General features: G+C 60.5%; 14 protein-coding genes. 6 read left to right on the top strand and 8 right to left on the bottom strand.

The window, feature by feature from the left end; genetic code table 11:
* Window positions 1-46: 46 nt before the first annotated feature.
* The 6 genes from U9R81_RS04660 to recA all read right to left on the bottom strand — a co-directional run bounded on the left by U9R81_RS04660 (window position 47) and on the right by recA (window position 8,072).
* Window positions 47-1,120, bottom strand: a complete 1,074-nt coding sequence (locus tag U9R81_RS04660) for a hypothetical protein (protein WP_322494351.1) — start codon at window positions 1,118-1,120, stop codon at window positions 47-49.
* A gap of 19 nt (window positions 1,121-1,139) precedes the next feature.
* Entirely contained in the window at window positions 1,140-2,432 is a 1,293-nt protein-coding gene (locus U9R81_RS04655) for a vanadium-dependent haloperoxidase (RefSeq protein WP_322494350.1), read from the bottom strand.
* A 282-nt stretch (window positions 2,433-2,714) separates the two neighbouring features.
* On the bottom strand, window positions 2,715-4,355 hold the full coding sequence (locus U9R81_RS04650) for a CTP synthase (RefSeq protein ID WP_322494349.1): 1,641 nt from the start codon (window positions 4,353-4,355) through the stop codon (window positions 2,715-2,717).
* Between the two features lie 212 nt (window positions 4,356-4,567).
* On the bottom strand, window positions 4,568-5,239 hold the full coding sequence (locus U9R81_RS04645) for an MBL fold metallo-hydrolase (protein ID WP_322494348.1): 672 nt from the start codon (window positions 5,237-5,239) through the stop codon (window positions 4,568-4,570).
* A gap of 535 nt (window positions 5,240-5,774) precedes the next feature.
* Complete coding sequence (locus tag U9R81_RS04640; RefSeq protein WP_322494347.1) at window positions 5,775-6,443, bottom strand: regulatory protein RecX; 669 nt, start codon at window positions 6,441-6,443, stop codon at window positions 5,775-5,777.
* Between the two features lie 573 nt (window positions 6,444-7,016).
* Complete coding sequence (gene recA / locus U9R81_RS04635; protein ID WP_298402904.1) at window positions 7,017-8,072, bottom strand: recombinase RecA; 1,056 nt, start codon at window positions 8,070-8,072, stop codon at window positions 7,017-7,019.
* Between the two features lie 519 nt (window positions 8,073-8,591).
* Here recA and U9R81_RS04630 point away from each other — a divergent pair.
* The 5 genes from U9R81_RS04630 to U9R81_RS04610 all read left to right on the top strand — a co-directional run bounded on the left by U9R81_RS04630 (window position 8,592) and on the right by U9R81_RS04610 (window position 15,748).
* Complete coding sequence (locus tag U9R81_RS04630) at window positions 8,592-9,083, top strand: DUF427 domain-containing protein (protein WP_322494346.1); 492 nt, start codon at window positions 8,592-8,594, stop codon at window positions 9,081-9,083.
* A 546-nt stretch (window positions 9,084-9,629) separates the two neighbouring features.
* The gene (locus U9R81_RS04625) at window positions 9,630-11,249 is read left to right on the top strand and encodes an ABC transporter substrate-binding protein (protein WP_322494345.1); all 1,620 of its coding nucleotides are present in this window, start codon (window positions 9,630-9,632) and stop codon (window positions 11,247-11,249) included.
* Between the two features lie 48 nt (window positions 11,250-11,297).
* A complete protein-coding gene (locus U9R81_RS04620; RefSeq protein ID WP_322494344.1) occupies window positions 11,298-12,125 on the top strand; it encodes an ABC transporter permease in 828 nt (275 codons plus the stop codon).
* 86 nt (window positions 12,126-12,211) lie between these two features.
* Window positions 12,212-14,215 (top strand): dipeptide ABC transporter ATP-binding protein, encoded by a 2,004-nt coding sequence (locus U9R81_RS04615; RefSeq protein ID WP_322494343.1) that lies wholly within the window; start codon window positions 12,212-12,214, stop codon window positions 14,213-14,215.
* A 378-nt stretch (window positions 14,216-14,593) separates the two neighbouring features.
* Complete coding sequence (locus U9R81_RS04610) at window positions 14,594-15,748, top strand: iron-containing alcohol dehydrogenase (protein WP_322494342.1); 1,155 nt, start codon at window positions 14,594-14,596, stop codon at window positions 15,746-15,748.
* Between the two features lie 170 nt (window positions 15,749-15,918).
* On the opposite strand, the gene U9R81_RS04605 is transcribed toward U9R81_RS04610, so the two are convergent.
* Window positions 15,919-17,157: a multidrug effflux MFS transporter gene (locus U9R81_RS04605; RefSeq protein ID WP_322494341.1), complete on the bottom strand. Its 1,239-nt coding sequence runs from the start codon at window positions 17,155-17,157 to the stop codon at window positions 15,919-15,921.
* Window positions 17,158-17,292: 135 nt separating this feature from the next.
* On the opposite strand from U9R81_RS04605, the gene U9R81_RS04600 reads away from it, so the two are divergent.
* Window positions 17,293-17,748 carry a GNAT family N-acetyltransferase gene (locus U9R81_RS04600; protein ID WP_322494340.1) on the top strand — a complete coding sequence of 152 codons (456 nt, stop codon included), beginning with the start codon at window positions 17,293-17,295 and terminating at the stop codon, window positions 17,746-17,748.
* A 2-nt stretch (window positions 17,749-17,750) separates the two neighbouring features.
* Here U9R81_RS04600 and U9R81_RS04595 read toward each other — a convergent pair.
* The coding region (locus tag U9R81_RS04595) for a TIGR04282 family arsenosugar biosynthesis glycosyltransferase (RefSeq protein ID WP_322494339.1) at window positions 17,751-18,388 on the bottom strand (638 nt) is incomplete at its 5' end.

The raw sequence follows: 18,388 nt of genomic DNA, 5'->3' as shown, positions 1-18,388 counted from the left end.
AGAGCGTCACCACGTGAGTGCTTGGCGAGGAACGAGAGAAAACTGCTTAACGCACAGCGAGAGGAATGTACACGGTATACGTTATGTCGGGTACAGTGAAGGCTACCGGCTCAATCTCCTGACCGTTGCCAGCGCGGTCAAAGAGTTTCAGATGCACCGCTGCTGCATCATTTGGGATAGCGCCCAATGACACGCTAAGTTGGAATGGCGAACCACTGGCGGTCGTTACACCATTGCCTTCGCTTTGCACCTCGTGCGCACCCAGTACGTGATACACCGGCTGGCCGATGGAAACGCCATACCGGTTAACGAATCGCCATTCAATCGCCCACGGCAACGGCGCATAAACATCCAGAAACTGGCCAGAGATAGTAAGCTGACTGATCTGTTCACCTCTTTCCACACGAGTGATTGTCTGCGTTACCATAGGCGGTGTTACATCACGTACCAACGGCAACTCTAGGTATCCTATATTGGACAACCCATCGTATGCGATGAAATAGAGCACCATTCCACCCTCTTTGGCGAGCAGTGGGTACTCATCATAGCGCGCTGACTGTGCAATTGAAATGATGGGGAGATCATACAACACCTCATCATCAATCGAAAACACGCCAAGACGTAGACCAGTGCAATCATTATTATCAATCATTTGCACCATTATTGTATCTTGATTTGTGTAGCCGGTCATTGCATATTCCGGCCAGCGCACATTGACAATCATGTCAACGGCGCGATCGATTGTTAATGGTGCGCTCAGCAATGTGGTATTGCCATCGACATCACGCAGCTCAGCGTAGAACGTGTGATGTTGGCACAATGGATTGGATGTCTCTGGTGGGCCCGGCACATACGCAAAGGCAAATCCTTGAAAGACAAGTAGTGGTTCCCATGCACTATCATCAACTGGCGGTTGATTCCAACGCCAGCGCAACTCGCTGGTGGTAGGCGGCAGTTGCCAGAAATCGACCAGCACTTGACCGATCCGATCAATGTAATTGCTCAATTGCAGTTGGGGCCGGTCTGATTGCGCGATGGCTGCTGGAATAAGCGCTAACCGTACCCAGATCACGGCAGTGATGGCGATCAGCACAATTCGACGACGATAGCTGCGTTGCATAGAGATCAATACCCTTCCGTTACCGAGTCAACACATACCGCACGACATCACGGCCCAAGGCCATTCCCTGCATACCATCCATCATCCAATGCACGCCACCAATAATGCGTGAGCGAGTAGCATCAGCGGCGCGCTCGACGAGCAAGTCTTTATGGTGTGGGAAGGTGACCATCAGCAGATTGGCTGCCGCCGAACTAAAAGCAGCATGGCCCGATGGGTACGAAGGGTGAGGCGGGGTGGGCAAGACCGGTTGCCACGCCGGTTCCACCTCTGCCATCCATTGTTCGGGGCGCTGGAAGCCGTACAGGTATTTGTTGTACCAGCACGCTACGGCAGCGTCGTGCATGGCAACGCCGAGATGCGCAAGGAGCGACGCCGTCTGCATTTCATCGAGCTTGTTGACCAGCGCCATCGTAATCGCTGTCTCAAACCAGAGACCAGCAGGAGTGACGGTGCCCACATCGGCGTGCCAATACCACGCCAGTTCGCGATATTCATCGGTCAGCACCTGCTGCCCCGCCCGAAAGGCGATGCGTTCGCGCTCCATCTCTTCACTGTCCCAGGCTGGCGGCGGCGGTAACACAATGGCATCGCCGGCGGGCAAGGCTATAGTCTTGACCGTGCCCCAATGAGGATCAAGCGGGAGTTGTTTCGTGTTCCATCCACCACTAGCCGGCAAAACAATCTCGCGCACCGCATCGCTGCCGTCCTGCTGCGCCCACGCGACCACCTCGTGGCCCACCGCTTGCCCAATCTGGAAGCTGCGCGCGAGCTGCTCCGGCGGAACCGGATCGCGCAGCCATAGCCCATGCCAGCGCGATACGTAAACATACCCCTCAATGATCTCGTTGTGTTGGGGATGAAGATAGCGCAATACCGGCCACATCGCGCCGGCTAGCAGGGCAGGGTTATCAACCGGCTGCTCCTGTGCGGCTTCCCGCCCGATCAGTAACGCATCGTTGAGCGCGGCCGATACGAGCATCAATTCACGAGCAGCCCGAGTAGGCGGCAGCCCATCACGAGCAATGAACTTGAGGGTGGTCTTGAGCCATTCGACGGCAAATTTGTGCGCCGTGTTGGTTGGCGGCGCCGGCGGCAAGTCGGCAAACTCTGCGTTTGCGGCGGCAGCCAATACCGCACTCGAATCGGTCACTAACCAGAGCCGTGGCTGCAATGGGCTAACCAGCCTGCCACTCGCCACAGGGGCTTGGGTAGGCGCCGGCACGGGCCGGGATGGTTCAGGGGCACTGGCCATCGGCGCAGCGCAGGCGGTCAGGACGAAGAGTAAGACGAACAGGTGGACGAATCGCATGCGACACCTCAGCGGTATAAAAAAAGTGTGCTCATATATGAAACCGCGCGAGATGCCAAAAGGATTCGCAGAAATTTTGAGCAATTTTTGAATCACGCTGTGGTGACTCACCCTGCGGTGGACGAGCAGCATTTGGCGGCTCAGCGCAGATGGCGTTGCGCGCGCCAGAGGGTTATCGTCTGCGCACTGTTGCAACAGCGCCATTGCCGATTGAGAAGACCCAAAAGCCCCTCGCTCAATTGATGAGCGAGGGGCTTATCAGCGTACACGCTGCGGCAAGGGTTACGAGGCGCTTTCCACGAGCGGCAACTGGCGCGCTTCACCGGCGAGCAGCGTCTGCGCCGCTGCTGCCACAAAGCCATAGAAGAGCGGATGCGGCTTGCCCGGACGGGACTGGAATTCGGGGTGGAACTGGCTGGCCACGTACCATGGATGGTCACGCAGTTCGATAATTTCAACCAGCCGCTTGTCGGGCGAGACGCCGCTGATCACCAACCCAGCCGCCTCTAAGATGGCGCGGTAGCGGTTGTTAAACTCAAAGCGATGGCGGTGGCGTTCTTCCACCCGATCACAGCCATACGCGGCATGGGCGCGCGTGCCCGGCACGAGATCGCAGGGATAGAGACCAAGCCGCATCGTACCGCCCTTTTCGGTAATATCGCGCTGATCGGGCATCAGATCGATCACGGGATGGGCGGTCTGCGGGTTGAATTCGGTGCTGTTGGCATCGTGGGTACCGAGCACGTGGCGGGCAAACGCAATAGTTGCGCACTGCATGCCCAAACACAAGCCAAGGTACGGGATACCATTCACCCGCGCGTAGTCGGCGGCGGCAATCTTGCCTTCGATCCCGCGCTCGCCAAACCCGCCGGGCACAAGAATGCCATAGACGCCTGACAATAAACGGGCAGGCCCTTCGCGCTCGACATCTTCAGCAGCCACCCAGCAAATATCTACGTCGATCGACTGCTCAAGCCCAGCGTGATGCAAAGCTTCGACCACGCTGATATAAGCGTCGTGCAATTCGACATACTTGCCCACCAAGGCAATCGGCAACCGGCGCTTCTCTTGCCTGATGCGCGCCACCAGCGCCCGCCATTCGTCAAGATCGGGAGCCGCCGCCGGCAATCCCAACCGTTCGACGAGATACTCGCCCAACCCCATATCTTCGAGCACCAACGGCACTTCGTAGATCGAATCGACGGTTGGCACCGGGATCACCGCGCGCACATCAACATCGGCGAAAAAGGCGATCTTCTCGCGAATATCGTCGTCGATCGGGCGATCGGCCCGGCAAAGAATGACATCGGCGCTGATGCCCACATTCCGCAGCGCCATCACCGAATGCTGGGTCGGCTTGGTCTTCAGCTCGCCGGTGCTGATGTGGGGCAACAATGTCACGTGAATGTAGAGAATATTGTCGCGCCCAACGTCCTTACGCATCTGGCGGATGGCCTCAAGGAAAGGCAGGCTTTCGATATCGCCAACAGTGCCGCCAATTTCGACAATGACCACATCGGCTTGACTGCTGCGGGCCAACGCGCCGATGCGCGCCTTGATCTCATTGGTGATATGCGGAATCACCTGAATCGTGCCACCCAGATAATCGCCGCGCCGCTCTTTGGCGATGACCGCCGAATAGATCTGACCGGTGGTGACATTGCTCAACCGGCTCAGATTGACATCAATAAAGCGCTCGTAGTGGCCGAGGTCAAGGTCTGTCTCAGCGCCATCAGCCGTCACAAACACCTCACCGTGCTGGTACGGCGACATGGTACCGGGATCGACGTTGAGGTAGGGGTCGAGCTTCATAACCGAGACGGTAAAGCCGCGGCTCTTGAGCAAGCGGCCAATCGAAGCTACGCCAATCCCCTTGCCAACCGAAGAGACCACCCCGCCAGTCACAAAAATGTACTTCGTCATAGAGGACTACTCCCTGCATAAAGATTTGTGGGTCGGCCAACCTTCGGTTGAACCGACCCACGCTGGCGCTCGCTTGCACTGTGCCAAAGCGGATTGCATGCCACACAATCGCTGTTTACCGGATGATCATTCGTACTATGATGAGCGGCATCTGTCTGCCGTACGTTTGCACTTCGACTTTTCAGTATACCACATGTAAGACGCATGAATGGTCAACTATGAGCCGGGCGCAGGATGACGATCCGGGTCTGTTCCTCATCGGTGGGCAAGGCATTCGCATTAATCACCAGCTTATCTTCGGGGGTATATTCTTTCATCCCCATTTCGCTCACAAACTTTTCGAGCGGCGCTAGCGGCGGATCGAAATCGATCTGCCCCATCGCGTAATGCATTGGGATCACAAAACGAGGTTCGATCTGGCTGATCACATTGCTGGCTGTCGCCGGCCCAATCGTCTCACCGCCTCCTACCGGCACAAGCAGCACATCAACGTTCGAGCCAATCTCTTCGAGCTGGCCCGTCGTCAATTCATGGCCAAGATCGCCAAGATGGCAGAAGACCAGATCATCGAGATGGATGATATACACGGTATTGAAGCCGCGTTCAGCGCCTTTCACCATATCATGGAAGGTGCGCACGCCAGTAATCAGCACCCCGCCAATCTCATACTCGCCGGGGCCATCAACCACAAAGACGCGATCGCGCAACGGGCGCACCGCAGCTACATTGTCGTGGTCAGGATGGTGATGGCTAACGGTGACGATCGTCGCGGTTGGCCGGCCGAGATCGAAACCGATTGAGCGATGGTAGGGATCGCAGACAATAGTGCCATCGCGACCGCGCAGACGAAAACAGGCATGACCAAGATATTGCACTTCAGCCATAATGAAATCCTTAGCTTGTTAGGCTATGGTGCCGAGCGATGAACAGCGGCGCGCTCATTGCTTGGATATGGAAACGGCATTTGCCGCACACAACGCCCGCTGCCGTACTCACCATCATACCCGGCAAGCGGGTGTCTGTCCAATAGCGTAGATAGCGTTTTGGGAAGGCGATCCGCCGTTGTCACCCATTTCCCTTCCCCATTCTCTCGCCTGTAAGCGAAAGAAGAGCGACTCTGCACATCCTCATGGCCGAAACGGATGCGACCACAACCGAATTCACCAGAAGACGCTATCCATAGACAGGGTATGACGGTTCGCCAAACACCATCGCGACACGAGACGCTGCTGTTGCGGGCAACCCACGCTTCGTTGCTACCCCCACAGGCGGGCCACCCGTGCTCCGTTACGCCGCTGGCGAATCGTCTACCCGTGTTTCGTTGCTACCTGCGGATCGTCGTGTTTGTGCCAGACTACATCACACCTTGCGAAACTATCTTGGTCTATGCTACCGTTACGACATTGATCATCGGCCATCTTACCAATCTGGCCCATCCGCCCCCGGATGCAATTCACGCCAAAGGCGAGCAAGAATGGGCCGGATCAGATCGGCAGCAAATCCGCGACGCAGCAGATACCCGCCGAACCGGCGTTGAAATGCGGCCCAATCGGCAACCCTCGCATAGCGCGGCAACACCGCGCGCGCGACCGCTTCGGCCCGTTCACGTTCGCTCATGCCATCATCTTCCGCCGCCAATGCTTCATCAATAATCGCCGGCGCAATCCCCTTGTGGCGCAATTCGGCCCGCAAGGCGCGATCGCTGCGGGGGAGCAAGGCGCGCCGGTTGGCGACCCAGCGACGGGCAAAATCGGCGTCATTCAGCAGACCCAATTCGTGCAACCGGGCAATCACGCGCACGCACGTCGCCTCATCAAACCCTTTGCGCTGCAAATACCGCCGCATTTCGGCAGTCGAACGCGGTCGTCGCTCAAGCTGCTGTAACGCTTTCTGCAACGCCTGATCGGCCTGCTCGCTGGCAACGAGGCATTCCCACGCCGCCTCATCAAGCTGCACGCCGACCGCCAAACGCTCGCGCACCAATGTATTGAGGCTAATGCCCAACGCAAACTCACCGTCAATAAAGACATTGACGCGCTGCGGATCGTTGCTTTGCTGGCGCAGAGCGGTAATTGTACCGGCAGGCATAGTACTCGTCTCAACACTACGCGCGGAGGAGTGGCTGACGTTGGCTAACTGGCTCAGACCGTCATTCTTACGTTTGCGCCCTGCTTACGAGGTTCAAGGGCAGACAGAACGCATGAGCGCAGATGTGATTGATGGCGTTGAGATGCGCTGGTTTGCCCTCACCCCTAGTCCCGCTCCCACTGGTGCAGGTTCAAGGGCAGACAGACCATCTGATCCGGCACCCAGCCTAGAAGGGCCGGGCTTGGGGTACGAAGCCCGCTGCGCGGGCTGACGACCCTCACCCCCAACCCCTCAACCCACTGGCGCGGGCAAGGGGAGCGCAGCACCAAACTTTACGGCATTGCACAGCGTTCAACGGTGATGATCGACTACACGTTCTGCTAGTCCCTCAAGCTTGCAGGGCGAAGGGTACGGCGACGTTATTGCACGAGTGATCACCCGCGACAACACCATCCAGAACGCCTGCCGCGCACGCTGCCCCCGGCGCACCCCGGAACCGGCGGCATGGCATGAGCCAACACATTGGTGCTGCCAGCTCGCGCCGGCAGCACCCGGCAGTACACAACGCAGGCGTCATTCTTCAAAGATACCGTCATCGTCGCCGACATCGGCGCTCGGCGCGATCACCGACGGATTGGTCAACGCTTGCGCTTTGATCAAGCGTTCGATCTCGTCGGTCAGGGCCGGATTGTTCTTGAGGAACTCGCGCACGTTTTCGCGCCCTTGGCCGAGCCGATCTTCGCCGAGATAGAACCACGCGCCGCTCTTGCGGATGATGCCCAACTCGGTGCCGATGTCGATGATATTGCCTTCGCGCGAGATGCCCTCGTTGGCCAGAATATCGAATTCGGCCTGCCGGAAGGGCGGCGCGACCTTGTTCTTGATCACCTTCACCCGCACCCGCGAACCGATCGCCTCTTGCCCTTGCTTGAGCGTCTCGATCCGCCGGATATCAAGCCGCACCGAGGCGTAGAACTTGAGCGCCTGCCCGCCGGTGGTGGTTTCCGGCGAACCGAACATCACGCCGATCTTCATGCGCAACTGGTTAATGAAGATGACGACCGTGCGGCTCTTGCTAATCGCGCCGGACAACTTACGCAGCGCTTGGCTCATCAGGCGGGCTTGCATGCCGGGCATCGAATCGCCCATATCGCCTTCGATTTCGGCTCGCGGCACCAAAGCGGCGACCGAGTCGATGACGATCACGTCGATCGCATTCGAGCGCACCAGCATTTCGCAGATCTCAAGCGCCTGCTCGCCGGTGTCGGGCTGAGATACCAGCAGGTCATTGGTATTGACGCCGCACCGCGCCGCGTAGACGGGGTCAAAGGCGTGTTCGGCGTCGATAAAGGCGCAGACGCCACCCATCTTCTGCGCTTCGGCGATGATGTGTTGGGCCAGCGTGGTTTTACCGCTGCTCTCAGGGCCGAAAATCTCGATCACGCGCCCGCGCGGTACGCCGCCAATGCCCAGCGCAATGTCGAGGGCAATCGAACCGGTGGGAATGGCTTCGATGGCCAGCCGGTTTCCCACCTCGCCCATCTTCATGATGGAGCCTTTGCCAAACTTGCGATCGATCTGCGACATCGCCGCCGCGAGCGCTTTTTCTTTCTCCGGGGTGATTGCCATCGCGGGCGCTCCTCCATTATTCGTACCCACTCGTATGCTCCTCTTGCTACTCTACTCGATGGGGAGGGCGCTGTCAACGCCGTTACCTACCCCGTACATATGTGCTATAATAGCACAAGTGTACGACTATGACAAGAGGGGTGCGCTACTTTTTTTCCCCCCTATTAGTATACTGCTGCAAACAGCGAAACGATGCGCAGATGGCGGATCATTCGTCGAAATTGCTCAGCTACCGGCTATCTGCCATGTGCGACGAGTAGCGGGCAAGCTGTGCGCTGCATGCTCGCAGGAAGTGGGTTGTCAGGCAAATGCCGGCTCGTTCTACATACTCGCTGGGATTGGTGCGTGAGCCGCTTCGCTGCGCTCTCGCTGCCAAGATGCTTGCTGCGGTATGGGCAACCAAACGCGGTTTGCAGTTATTTGGGCAATGTTACAACGTACTTTGTTTTTCACTGAATCTGCTCGGCAACTATGGTATAGTGCAGATAGCCGTATCCACTGTCGCCAGAGGTGAAGACGATGGTCAAACGCATTCCGCCCGGCCCCGGCCAAGAATCGGTCTGGGACTATCCGCGCCCGCCACGGCTCGAACCGACCTCGCGCCGGATCCGGGTAATCTTGGCCGGGATCACGCTGGTCGATAGCCGGCGCGCGATTCGGGTGCTTGAAACCAGCCATCCGCCGGTCTACTATGTGCCGCCCGCTGATGTGCAGATGGCCTTCCTGCACCCCAATCTGGCCCGATCGTTTTGCGAATTCAAGGGCATCGCCACTTATTACGATGTGGTGGTTGGCGAGCGCAGCGCAATGCAAGCGGCGTGGTCGTACCTTGACCCCACGCCTGATTTCGCGCCCATCCGCGGGTATCTCGCCTTCTACGCCGGCCCGATGGATGCCTGCTATGTCGATGATGAACTGGTGACTCCGCAACCGGGCGGATTTTACGGCGGCTGGATTACCAGCGATATTGTCGGGCCGTTTAAGGGCGGTCCCGGCACGTGGGGTTGGTAGGGTTGTTGCACCCTCGCCCCCAGCCCCGCTCTCACCGGCGCGGGAGAGGGGAGCAGAGAGCCGGGCGGTGAGACATCGCCCAGCGATCATATGGGTGGGTGCAACTACATGTTCTGTGCGCTCCTCAACAGCTATGGCCGGCGAGGCATTGCGGCAGTGCGACTGCCGCACTCCAGATAGGCGCTGGCACGGGAGAAGAGGCGGACAGGCCATCTGTCCGGTACTATGGTTACGAAGGCCACTGCGCGGGCTGATGCCCCACCCCTTGCCCCTCCCCCGGCGGGGGAGGGGTGATGGGGAGCGCAGCACGGGGCTTTACGGCATTGCACTGCGATCAACGGGTGGGTGTGACTGCATGTTTTGTCCGCACCGCAACGGCTATGGCCGGAGAGGTATTGTGGTAGTGGGACTGCCGCAAGCCATATAGGCGCTGGCCCAATGCTAACGCGGCAGTGGGACTGCCGCACACTATAGATTAGGTCTGGACCCCGTTCGTAGGAGGTAGCATCCGCTGAGAGCCGCATTTTGAAGCGAAAGGACGAACCGATGAATCAATCAGACGAGCGACTGCACGTGTTGCAGATGGCCCGATCTGAGGTGTTGGCCGGGCGGATGAGTCGCCGTGCGTTTTTGCGCCTTGGGTTGGCGCTGGGGTTATCAGCCGGCGCAACGGCGCTGGCAGCCTGCAGCGGCACGGCGCCAGCGCCTGCACCCACCGCCACCCCAGCTCCTGCTGGCGGCGGCCCTAGCGGGAAGTTGCGTGTGGCGAGCGAAATTCCGGTGCAGCTTGACCCGGCCTTCGCTTCGGCAGACGCCGAAATCCTCATTCTCAACCACGTGTACGACTATCTGGTTGACATTGACACCGGCAATAACGTGATTCCGCGCCTTGCCCGCGAATGGACGATTAGTGACGATGGTTTGCGTTACCGGCTGGCGCTCGCCAGCGGCATCTCTTTCCACGATGGCAGACCCCTCGCCGCCGCTGATGTGGTGTGGACATTCAATCGCTTGCGCGATCCTGCGCTACAATTGCCGACTGCTGACCTCTACGCCAATATCGCCGAGATTGCCGCCGACGGCGATAATGCTGTCGTCTTCACACTATCCGCGCCCAATCCATTTTTCCTCTACGATCTGTCCGATAATCACGCCTTGATCCTCCGGGCCGGCACGACGAATCCGGCCACTAGCTTCAACGGCACCGGCCCCTTCAAAGTAGTGGAATATCGCACCGAGAACCGGATCGATCTCGCGGCGAATCCGGCCTATTTCCAAACCAGCAAGCCGGCAGTCGCCAACCTTGAGATTATCTTTTTTGCCGATCAGGCGGCGGCGGTTGATGCGCTGCGCGGCGGGCAGGTCGATCTCGTGTTGCGCATGCCAACGCCGCTGTTCCAAACCTTGCAACAAACCGCGGGAATTGTAGCCGTGCAGACGCCGACCAACGGCTTTGATCTGGTGCGGTTGCGCGCCGACCGGGAGCCGGGCAACAAACCTGAGGTGATCCGCGCACTCAAGCTGGCTACCGACCGCCAAGCGATCTTCCGTCAAGTGAAAGCCGGTTTGGGTGCGGTGGGCCGCGACAGCCCGATTGGGCCACTCTTCAGCGCCTACTACTCCGAAGAGACGCCGCTCCCGGCGCGCGATCCGGCGGCAGCGCGCGCGTTGCTGGCGAGTGCAGGTTATCCTGACGGGCTGAAACTCGATCTGCACGTGCCCGATTCGGGCGATCGGCCCGATTTGGCAGTGGTGTTGAAAGAGCAGTGGGCCGAAGCCGGGATCGACATTAATGTGATCGTCGAGCCAGAGAGCGTTTACTACGGCGACAACGGCTGGCTAGAGGTTGATCTGGGCATCACCGGTTGGGGTTCGCGCCCGGTACCGCAGTTTTACCTTGATGTGATGCTGGTGAGCAGCGCGGTGTGGAACGAAAGCCATTTTAGCGACGCCGAATTTGACGCACTGGCCGCCACGGCCCGCACCACGCTCGATGAAGCCGAGCGAGTGCGCGCGTACCGCGAAATACAGCGGATCTTGATCGAGCGCGGCCCGATTATCATTCCCTATTTCTTTGCCCAACTCAGCGCGCACCGCGAAGGGTTGCGCGGGTATGTAGCGAAGGCGTTTCCGGGCCGCACCGATCTGGCGACCATTGCGGTATAAGATGGGCAAGAGCGAACGTACTTTGGTGTTTGCCGGCATGCGAGAACCATGAATGTTCAGCAATTAGGCCGCGCCTTTTTCGCCGATCCGGCAACCGCGGCAGGGACGATCATTGTGACCGTTTTTCTGGCGCTGGCCCTGTTTGGGCCGTTGATTGCACCGTATAGCCCGACTGCGCAAAATGCCGAACGCATCCGCCAACCGCCGTCGCTGAGCCACCCCTTCGGCACCGACCGGCTGGGCCGCGATCTGTTTAGCCGGATCGTTTACGGCGCACGCGATATTCTGGCGCTGGCTGGCGGCGGCACCGTCTTGGCGGTGATCTTAGGAGCATTCATCGGGATCAGTGTTACGTATCTGGGAGGCTGGCTGGAGGAGACCGTCTTTCGCCTGTTCGACGGTTTGCTCGCTCTGCCGGCCCTCTTACTAGCGTTGATTTTGCTTGGCGCCACCGGCCCTTCGCGCGCGAACGTGCTGCTGGTGATGATGGTGGTGTATACCCCGATCGTGGCCCGCGTGGTACGGAGCTCAGTCTTGACACTGAAATCGCGCGGTTTTATCGAAGCGGCGCGCATGCGCGATGAACGGCTGGGGTACGTTCTCTGGCGCGAGTTGTTGCCGCTGGTGGCGCCAACGCTGGCGGTCGAAGCGGCGCTGCGCTTTTCATACGCGATCTTTCTGGTCGCCTCGCTCGGGTTCCTTGGCGTCGGCGTGCAACCGCCAAGCCCCGACTGGGGTCTGATGGTGCTGGAAGCGCGCAATGAATTCGCGCTCGCACCGTGGTCGCTCTACGTCCCGGCAGCCGCGATTGCGTTACTGGTGATTGGGGTCAATCTGATGGCCGAAGGGGTGCGCCGGGCAATCAGCGACTCATAAGCGGTGGAGCAGGCACACGGCGCAGCTTCGCGCTGCGCCGGCAAACATCTTTGCACCCCTTCGGTCTGCATTGGGCGAGAGCAGTCATGGCAGCTTCCGTCCTCTCGGTCGAGAACCTTGCGGTTGAATACCACGCTGGCCGGCAACGGCTGCCGGTGTTACGCGAGATAACCCTAAGCGTCGCCGCCGGCGAGACAGTAGGCATCGTCGGCGAAAGCGGCAGCGGCAAGAGCACGCTTGGCTTGGCGATCTTACGCGCGTTGCCAGCGAATGGCCGGATCAGCGCCGGGAGGGTCTTGCTCGACGGTATCGATCTCACCCAAACGCAAGGGGCAGCCTTGCGCGCGCTCTGGGAGCGATCCCTGCGGTTGGTGCCGCAAAATCCGCTGGCGGCGCTCAACCCAACCCTGCGCATCGGCGAGCAACTGGTTGAAGCGATCGGCGGCAAACGTCCCGTTGCTGAAGCGCAAGCCGCTGCGCTGTTGGCCCGCGTGCAAATTGCTGACCCAGTGCGGGTAATGCGCAGCTACCCCCACGAACTCAGCGGCGGTATGCAACAGCGCGTGATGATCGCGATGGCGTTGCACGGCGCGCCGCGCCTGCTGGTGCTCGACGAACCGACCACGAGTCTCGATGTGACGACCGAAGCCGCGGTCATCGATTTGCTGGCCGACTTGATTGCCGAGCGGCAGCCAGCGTCGCTTTTCATTTCACATAACCTTGGCCTTGTCGCCCGCATCGCCAGCCGCACTGCCGTGCTCTACGCCGGCGAGCTGGTCGAAATCGCGCCGACCGGCACTCTGTTTCAACAGCCGCGCCATCCCTACACCCAAGGATTGTTGCGCAGTCTGCCGCACCCCGGCCTGCGCTACGACTACCATCCCTTGCAACCGATCGAAGGAACCATTCCGGCCCCCGGCGCGCTGCCGGCCGGCTGCGTCTTTGCACCGCGTTGCCCGCTGGCCGACGACCGTTGCCAGCGCGAACGACCGCAATTGCTTACGATTGCACCCGATCACGCCACCCGCTGCCATTACTGGTCACACCTCACCTTCGACCTCGCGCCGCCGGCCCCAGCGCCTGCCATCCCCGCACCGGACAAAACGCCGTTGTTGACAACGCATCATCTCACCAAAACGATTGCGCAACGCCGGTCGCTGGTGGATGCCGTACGCGGCAAGGCTACGCCGGCGGTGCAGGCGTTGGCGGGAGTCGACCTCACCGTGCAGCGCAACCGCACGCTTGGGGTCGTCGGCGAGAGCGGCAGCGGCAAAACCACGCTCGCCCGCTGCATCATCGGCTTGACCCCGCCGTCGGGAGGTGAAATTCAATTGCTCGCCATCCCGCTGGCGCCGCGCATCGAACAACGACCACGCGAACAGGTGCGGCGCTTGCAGATGGTGCTGCAAAACCCGCAAGAGGCGCTCAACCCGGCCCTGACAATTGGCGAGGCGCTGATCAGGCCGCTAATCCGGCTGGGAGGTCTCGATGGCGCAACGGCGGCCAAGCGAGTACCTGATCTGTTGCGACTGGTGAACTTGCCACCCGACTACGCCAACCGCCGTCCGCACCAACTGAGCGGCGGCGAGAAACAGCGGGTGGCAATAGCCCGCGCGCTGGCGGCAACGCCCGATCTGCTCGTGCTGGATGAAGCGGTCTCAGCGCTCGATGTCTCGGTGCAGGCAGCGGTATTGAACGTGCTGGCCAGCATCAAAGAGCGCACCGGCATCACCTATGTCTTCATCACCCACGACCTCGCAGTGGTGAGCTACTTGGCCGACGATGTCGTAGTGATGTACCGCGGCGAGATCGTTGAAGAAGGCCCGGTGGCATCAGTGCTCAACCCGCCGCTGCATCCGTACACCGAAGCCTTGCTGGCGGCCACCAACCCGCGCGGCGTGCGCCTCCGCGAAGCCGAGGCCACGATAGCAGCGCCGGCCACTGGATGCCCGTTTCAGCCGCGCTGTCCGCGCGCGCTCGGCGATATATGCCGCACAGAAAAACCACCTTGGCGAGAAGCCGGCGATAGTCATCGCCTGCGCTGCCATATCCCGCTCGAGGAATTGCGCGCTATGCAGATGGGTGGTTGAGTTGTTGCCCCCACCCCTTTCCCCTCCCCCGCTGGGGGCGGGGAAGCGAGAGGAATAGCCGCAAAAAGACGCAAAAGACACAACATATATCTGATTGGAACGGTGCGGGGCGTGGCACTCACCCCCGGCCTCTGCTCCCGCTGGGAGATGACCCCCACCCACTGACCCCCTCCTCCGCTGGGGGCGGGGGACTAACGGGACGCGGAGGACACAGCGAACAATCACCATCTCACCAATCTTTGCGTCCTCTGCGTTCTTTGCGTCTTTGCGTTAAAAATCTCTGCGCCTTTGCTCCCTCTGCGCCTTGGCGTTACCCCTCTTCCCCCCGGTCGTATAATGAGCGTAGCAGTGCTCTTTTGACAGATAAAGGACGGGGCGATGCAAGACTTTTTTGAATTCAGCCTTGGCGCGCGCGTGCTTTACCAGATCGGGCTGGCCGCCGAATTGGGGCAGGTGATTAGCAATGCGTTGCCGCAGCGCCGCGCGTTTATCGTGGCCGACAAAGGGGTGGTGCAAGCCGGTTTGCTCGCACCGATTAAGACCGGCATTGACCCTGTCAAGATTGTCGGCGTGTTTGATGACGTGCCGGCCAATTCATCAGTAGCGAAAGTGGCTGAAGCCGCCGAGCAGGCCCGCGCCGCCGGCGCCGATCTGCTGATTGCCATTGGCGGCGGCAGCCCGATCGATACCGCGAAAGGCGTTCGCATCGTGCTCACCTTGGGAGGATCGATCCCCGATTACGAAGGCTACAATGTGATCGAGACGCCGCTCACGCCGCTGGTCGCCATCCCCACTACCGCCGGCACCGGCAGCGAAGTGACCCCGATCGCGGTGATACTTGACGAAGCGGAACACCGCAAGATCAGTATCGTCAGCCGTTATGTCACTCCCGATCTGGCCATCCTCGACCCAATGATGACCCGTACCCTGCCGCCGCGCCTCACCGCGGCCACCGGCATGGATGCGCTCTCGCACGCGATTGAGACCTACGTCTCGACCGAAAATAGCCCCTTCAGCGATAGTCTGGCGCTGGCCGCGATCGATATGATCGCCACATACCTGCGCGACGCAGTGCATGACGGCGAGAACATCGAAGCGCGCAGCCAATTGCTGATTGCCGCAGCTATGGCCGGCATCGCCTGCGGCAACAGCTTGTTTGGCGTTGTCCATGCCCTCTCGCATGCCGTGGGTGGCAAGTTCCCAGTGCATCACGGCACCGTCAACGCGATCTTCTTACCGCCGGCGATGCGCTTCAACAGCGAAGTCGCGCCTGAACGCTATGTGCGGATTGCGCGCGCGATGGGGGTCAACGTCGGCGGACGCAGTGACGCCGAGGTGATCGCTGATGGCATTGCCGCCGTGCATACCCTGACCGCCGACTGCGGCTTGCCCACCCGACTGCGCGATGTTGGCGTGCCGCGCGAGGCGTTGCCCGAATTGGCCGAGCTGGCCGCCGTCGAGCCGGCAATCTTCAACAACCCGCGTCCGGCGACACCAGAAGAGTTGTTGGCGATGCTGGAAGCGGTCTGGTGAGCAGCTTATGGAGTGCGGCAGTTTGCCTGCCGCACTCGTCATCCGGCCATCGCCAGAGCGGATGCCCCTTGCTTGGGTATGTGCTCCATAAGACAGCGGAATTGATTGGCACAGGTAGCGCGGGGCATCGCCCTATTTAGGCACGTGCAGCGGAAACCTGCCCTTGCTGCTCACACCACCGGTTCAGTGTCAGGCGCAGCCGCCATCTGCCCGCGCTCGGCCCAGCGCATCAAGCCCAACGCACCGAGCGCCAGCGCGGCAAATCCGATGGCCAGCGGCGTCACGGTGCCGTTGTAGGCCTGCCCGATGATCGCGCCGAGCGGAATGGCGACAAAGGTTGAGAGCGAGCCAACCACCGCTGAACCAATGCCGGCAATATGGCCGAGCGGCTCCATCGCCATCGCGTTCATATTGCCAAAGAGGATGCCAAGGCAGAAGAAGCACGGGACGAGGTAGGCCATCAAGAGCCACAGCGGCGGCTGGCCGCTGGTCGCCAGCGCCACCCCTACAAAGACGAGCGTCACCCCCACAAAGACCAGCAGCGCAATGGTTAGCAACGGTCGCATACCGTAACGCATAACCAGCCGGCCATTGGTGAATGAAGCGAACCCAATGGCGAGCGCATTGATCGCGAAAAACAACGGGAAGAGCGGGCCGAGCCCATACTGGAGCTGAAAAATCTGTTGCGCCGAACTGAGATAGCTCTGCAAGACGGCGGCTACCACGCCGGCCATGAGCGTATAACCGAGCGCAATGCGGTGGCTGAGCACTTCGCGGAAGGCAAGCCCAATGCGCGTCACTGACAACGGCGCGCGCCGTTCAACGGGCAGGGTTTCGGGTTGGCGTAAACCGAACCAGATCAACGCCACCATCCCCAACAGCAACAAGACGATAAAGATCGCTCGCCACGCTGCCACGAGCAAGATCGCTTGCCCTAGCGCTGGTGCAACGATCGGCACAATAATGAATACGGCCATGATAAACGACATCACCCGCGCCATTGCCCGCCCGGCAAACCGATCGCGGATCAACGCCATCGACACGCCGCGCGGTCCGGCTACCCCCAACCCTTGCAGCAACCGGCCAGTCAGCATCATTGGAAAGTTAACGGCTGCAATCGCGAGCAGCGACCCGGCAAAAAAGAGGGCAAACCCAAGGTAGATGGCCGGCTTGCGTCCGATGCTATCCGAGAGCGGCCCGTAGAGCAGTTGGCCGATCGCCAACCCCAAAAAGACCATCGTCACCACCAACTGGTTGGCATTCTCGTGCTGGACGCCGAGATCGGCGCCGATCTGGGCCAGCGCCGGCAGCATCACATCGATCGACAGCGCCACCAGCGAGGTCATTAGCGCCATCATCGCCACAAATTCGCCCATGCGTGGGCCGGGTTGGCTAGGTTCGGTTGGCATAGACACCTTACAATGTCTCGTCGTGATGGCTTGCGGCAGGGCATCGCATCTGCCGCCGGTACGCCGTTTCGCCGTCTCAATTATCGCCGTTTTCAAGATTTTTGACAAGTCAATCATCTTAGCAACAGGATCGTTATGCTACCGATCACTATCACCCGCGCCCAGCCCGCCGAAGCCGCCACGTTGCACCAGATCGCGATTGCAGCCAAGAGCTACTGGGGCTATCCGAGCCACCTGATCGAGGCTTGGGCGGCGACGCCGATCATCACCGCGGCGGCGATCGAGCGTGATGTGGTGTTTGTGGCCCGGTCTGACACAACCCCGATCGGCTGGGGCCGGCTCTTGATCGAGCAGACCCCGGCCATATTGGAAGACTTATGGGTGACGCCGGCATGGATTGGGTGCGGCGTTGGTAGGCTGCTCTTGCGCTACGCCATCGCTGTATGCCGCGAGCGCGGCGTAGCGCAGATCGAGCTGGACGCTGATCCCAATGCGCTCGGTTTCTACCTCCGCATGGGTGGCGTGGTAATTGGCGAGCGCATCTCGGAGTGGAACCGGCCCGTACCGCGGGTGCGGATAGCGGTGGTATGAGGCTAGCGTTCCTCCGCCAAGCTGGCCAGCAACTCAGCCAACACGGGCCGGGTATGGCGCAGCGGAGCCGGATCGGCGCGCAACCGGCGCAGATCGGCGATGGTGTCAATGTCGTACCACGGATCGATGAGGGCCGTGCGCAGGCCCAGTTGCTCGGCGACGACGAGGGTAGCGCGCAGTACGGTAGGGGTGCTCATAGGTACTTCGGTGAACAAGGCCGGGGCGGGCCGGCGCAACCCAACCAAATAGTAGCCGCCATCTTCCGCCGGCCCCAGCACTAGATCAGCGCCACCAGCTAGCGCAGCAACGGCTTGGGTGATATGGGCCGGCGGCAAGCTGGGGCTGTCGCTGCCAATCACCAGCACTGCCGGCGCGCCTTCACCCAGTGCGGCATCGGTCACGGCGGCCAGCCGCTCGCCGAGATCGGCGCCGGTTTGCGAACGACGAGCAATATCAGGGGCCAGCGCCGCGAAATAATCACCCGCCTCAGCCGGCGCATAGGCAATCAGCGGTTGCACACCGGGCACTGCGCGCACTAGCGCGACCAGATCACGCAGGAACGCGGCATAGAGCGTCGCGGCCTGCGCCGGAGTTAACGGCGGGCAAAGGCGCGTCTTGACCCGGCCCGCTTCGGGACGGC

It is taken from the genome of Chloroflexus sp. (genome assembly GCF_034435895.1).
GTDB lineage: Bacteria > Chloroflexota > Chloroflexia > Chloroflexales > Chloroflexaceae > Chloroflexus.
Note: the sequence above shows the minus strand (reverse complement) of the source record. Positions and strands in the feature narration are given on the sequence as shown.

Bases quoted from the DNA above. Each gene is read 5' to 3' on its own strand.
- U9R81_RS04660 (WP_322494351.1), bottom strand. From the start codon at position 1,120: ATGCAACGCAGCTATCGTCGTCGAATTGTGCTGATCGCCATCACTGCC.
- U9R81_RS04655 (WP_322494350.1), bottom strand. From the start codon at position 2,432: ATGCGATTCGTCCACCTGTTCGTCTTACTCTTCGTCCTGACCGCCTGC.
- U9R81_RS04650 (WP_322494349.1), bottom strand. From the start codon at position 4,355: ATGACGAAGTACATTTTTGTGACTGGCGGGGTGGTCTCTTCGGTTGGC.
- U9R81_RS04645 (WP_322494348.1), bottom strand. From the start codon at position 5,239: ATGGCTGAAGTGCAATATCTTGGTCATGCCTGTTTTCGTCTGCGCGGT.
- U9R81_RS04640 (WP_322494347.1), bottom strand. From the start codon at position 6,443: ATGCCTGCCGGTACAATTACCGCTCTGCGCCAGCAAAGCAACGATCCG.
- recA (WP_298402904.1), bottom strand. From the start codon at position 8,072: ATGGCAATCACCCCGGAGAAAGAAAAAGCGCTCGCGGCGGCGATGTCG.
- U9R81_RS04630 (WP_322494346.1), top strand. From the start codon at position 8,592: ATGGTCAAACGCATTCCGCCCGGCCCCGGCCAAGAATCGGTCTGGGAC.
- U9R81_RS04625 (WP_322494345.1), top strand. From the start codon at position 9,630: ATGAATCAATCAGACGAGCGACTGCACGTGTTGCAGATGGCCCGATCT.
- U9R81_RS04620 (WP_322494344.1), top strand. From the start codon at position 11,298: ATGAATGTTCAGCAATTAGGCCGCGCCTTTTTCGCCGATCCGGCAACC.
- U9R81_RS04615 (WP_322494343.1), top strand. From the start codon at position 12,212: ATGGCAGCTTCCGTCCTCTCGGTCGAGAACCTTGCGGTTGAATACCAC.
- U9R81_RS04610 (WP_322494342.1), top strand. From the start codon at position 14,594: ATGCAAGACTTTTTTGAATTCAGCCTTGGCGCGCGCGTGCTTTACCAG.
- U9R81_RS04605 (WP_322494341.1), bottom strand. From the start codon at position 17,157: ATGCCAACCGAACCTAGCCAACCCGGCCCACGCATGGGCGAATTTGTG.
- U9R81_RS04600 (WP_322494340.1), top strand. From the start codon at position 17,293: ATGCTACCGATCACTATCACCCGCGCCCAGCCCGCCGAAGCCGCCACG.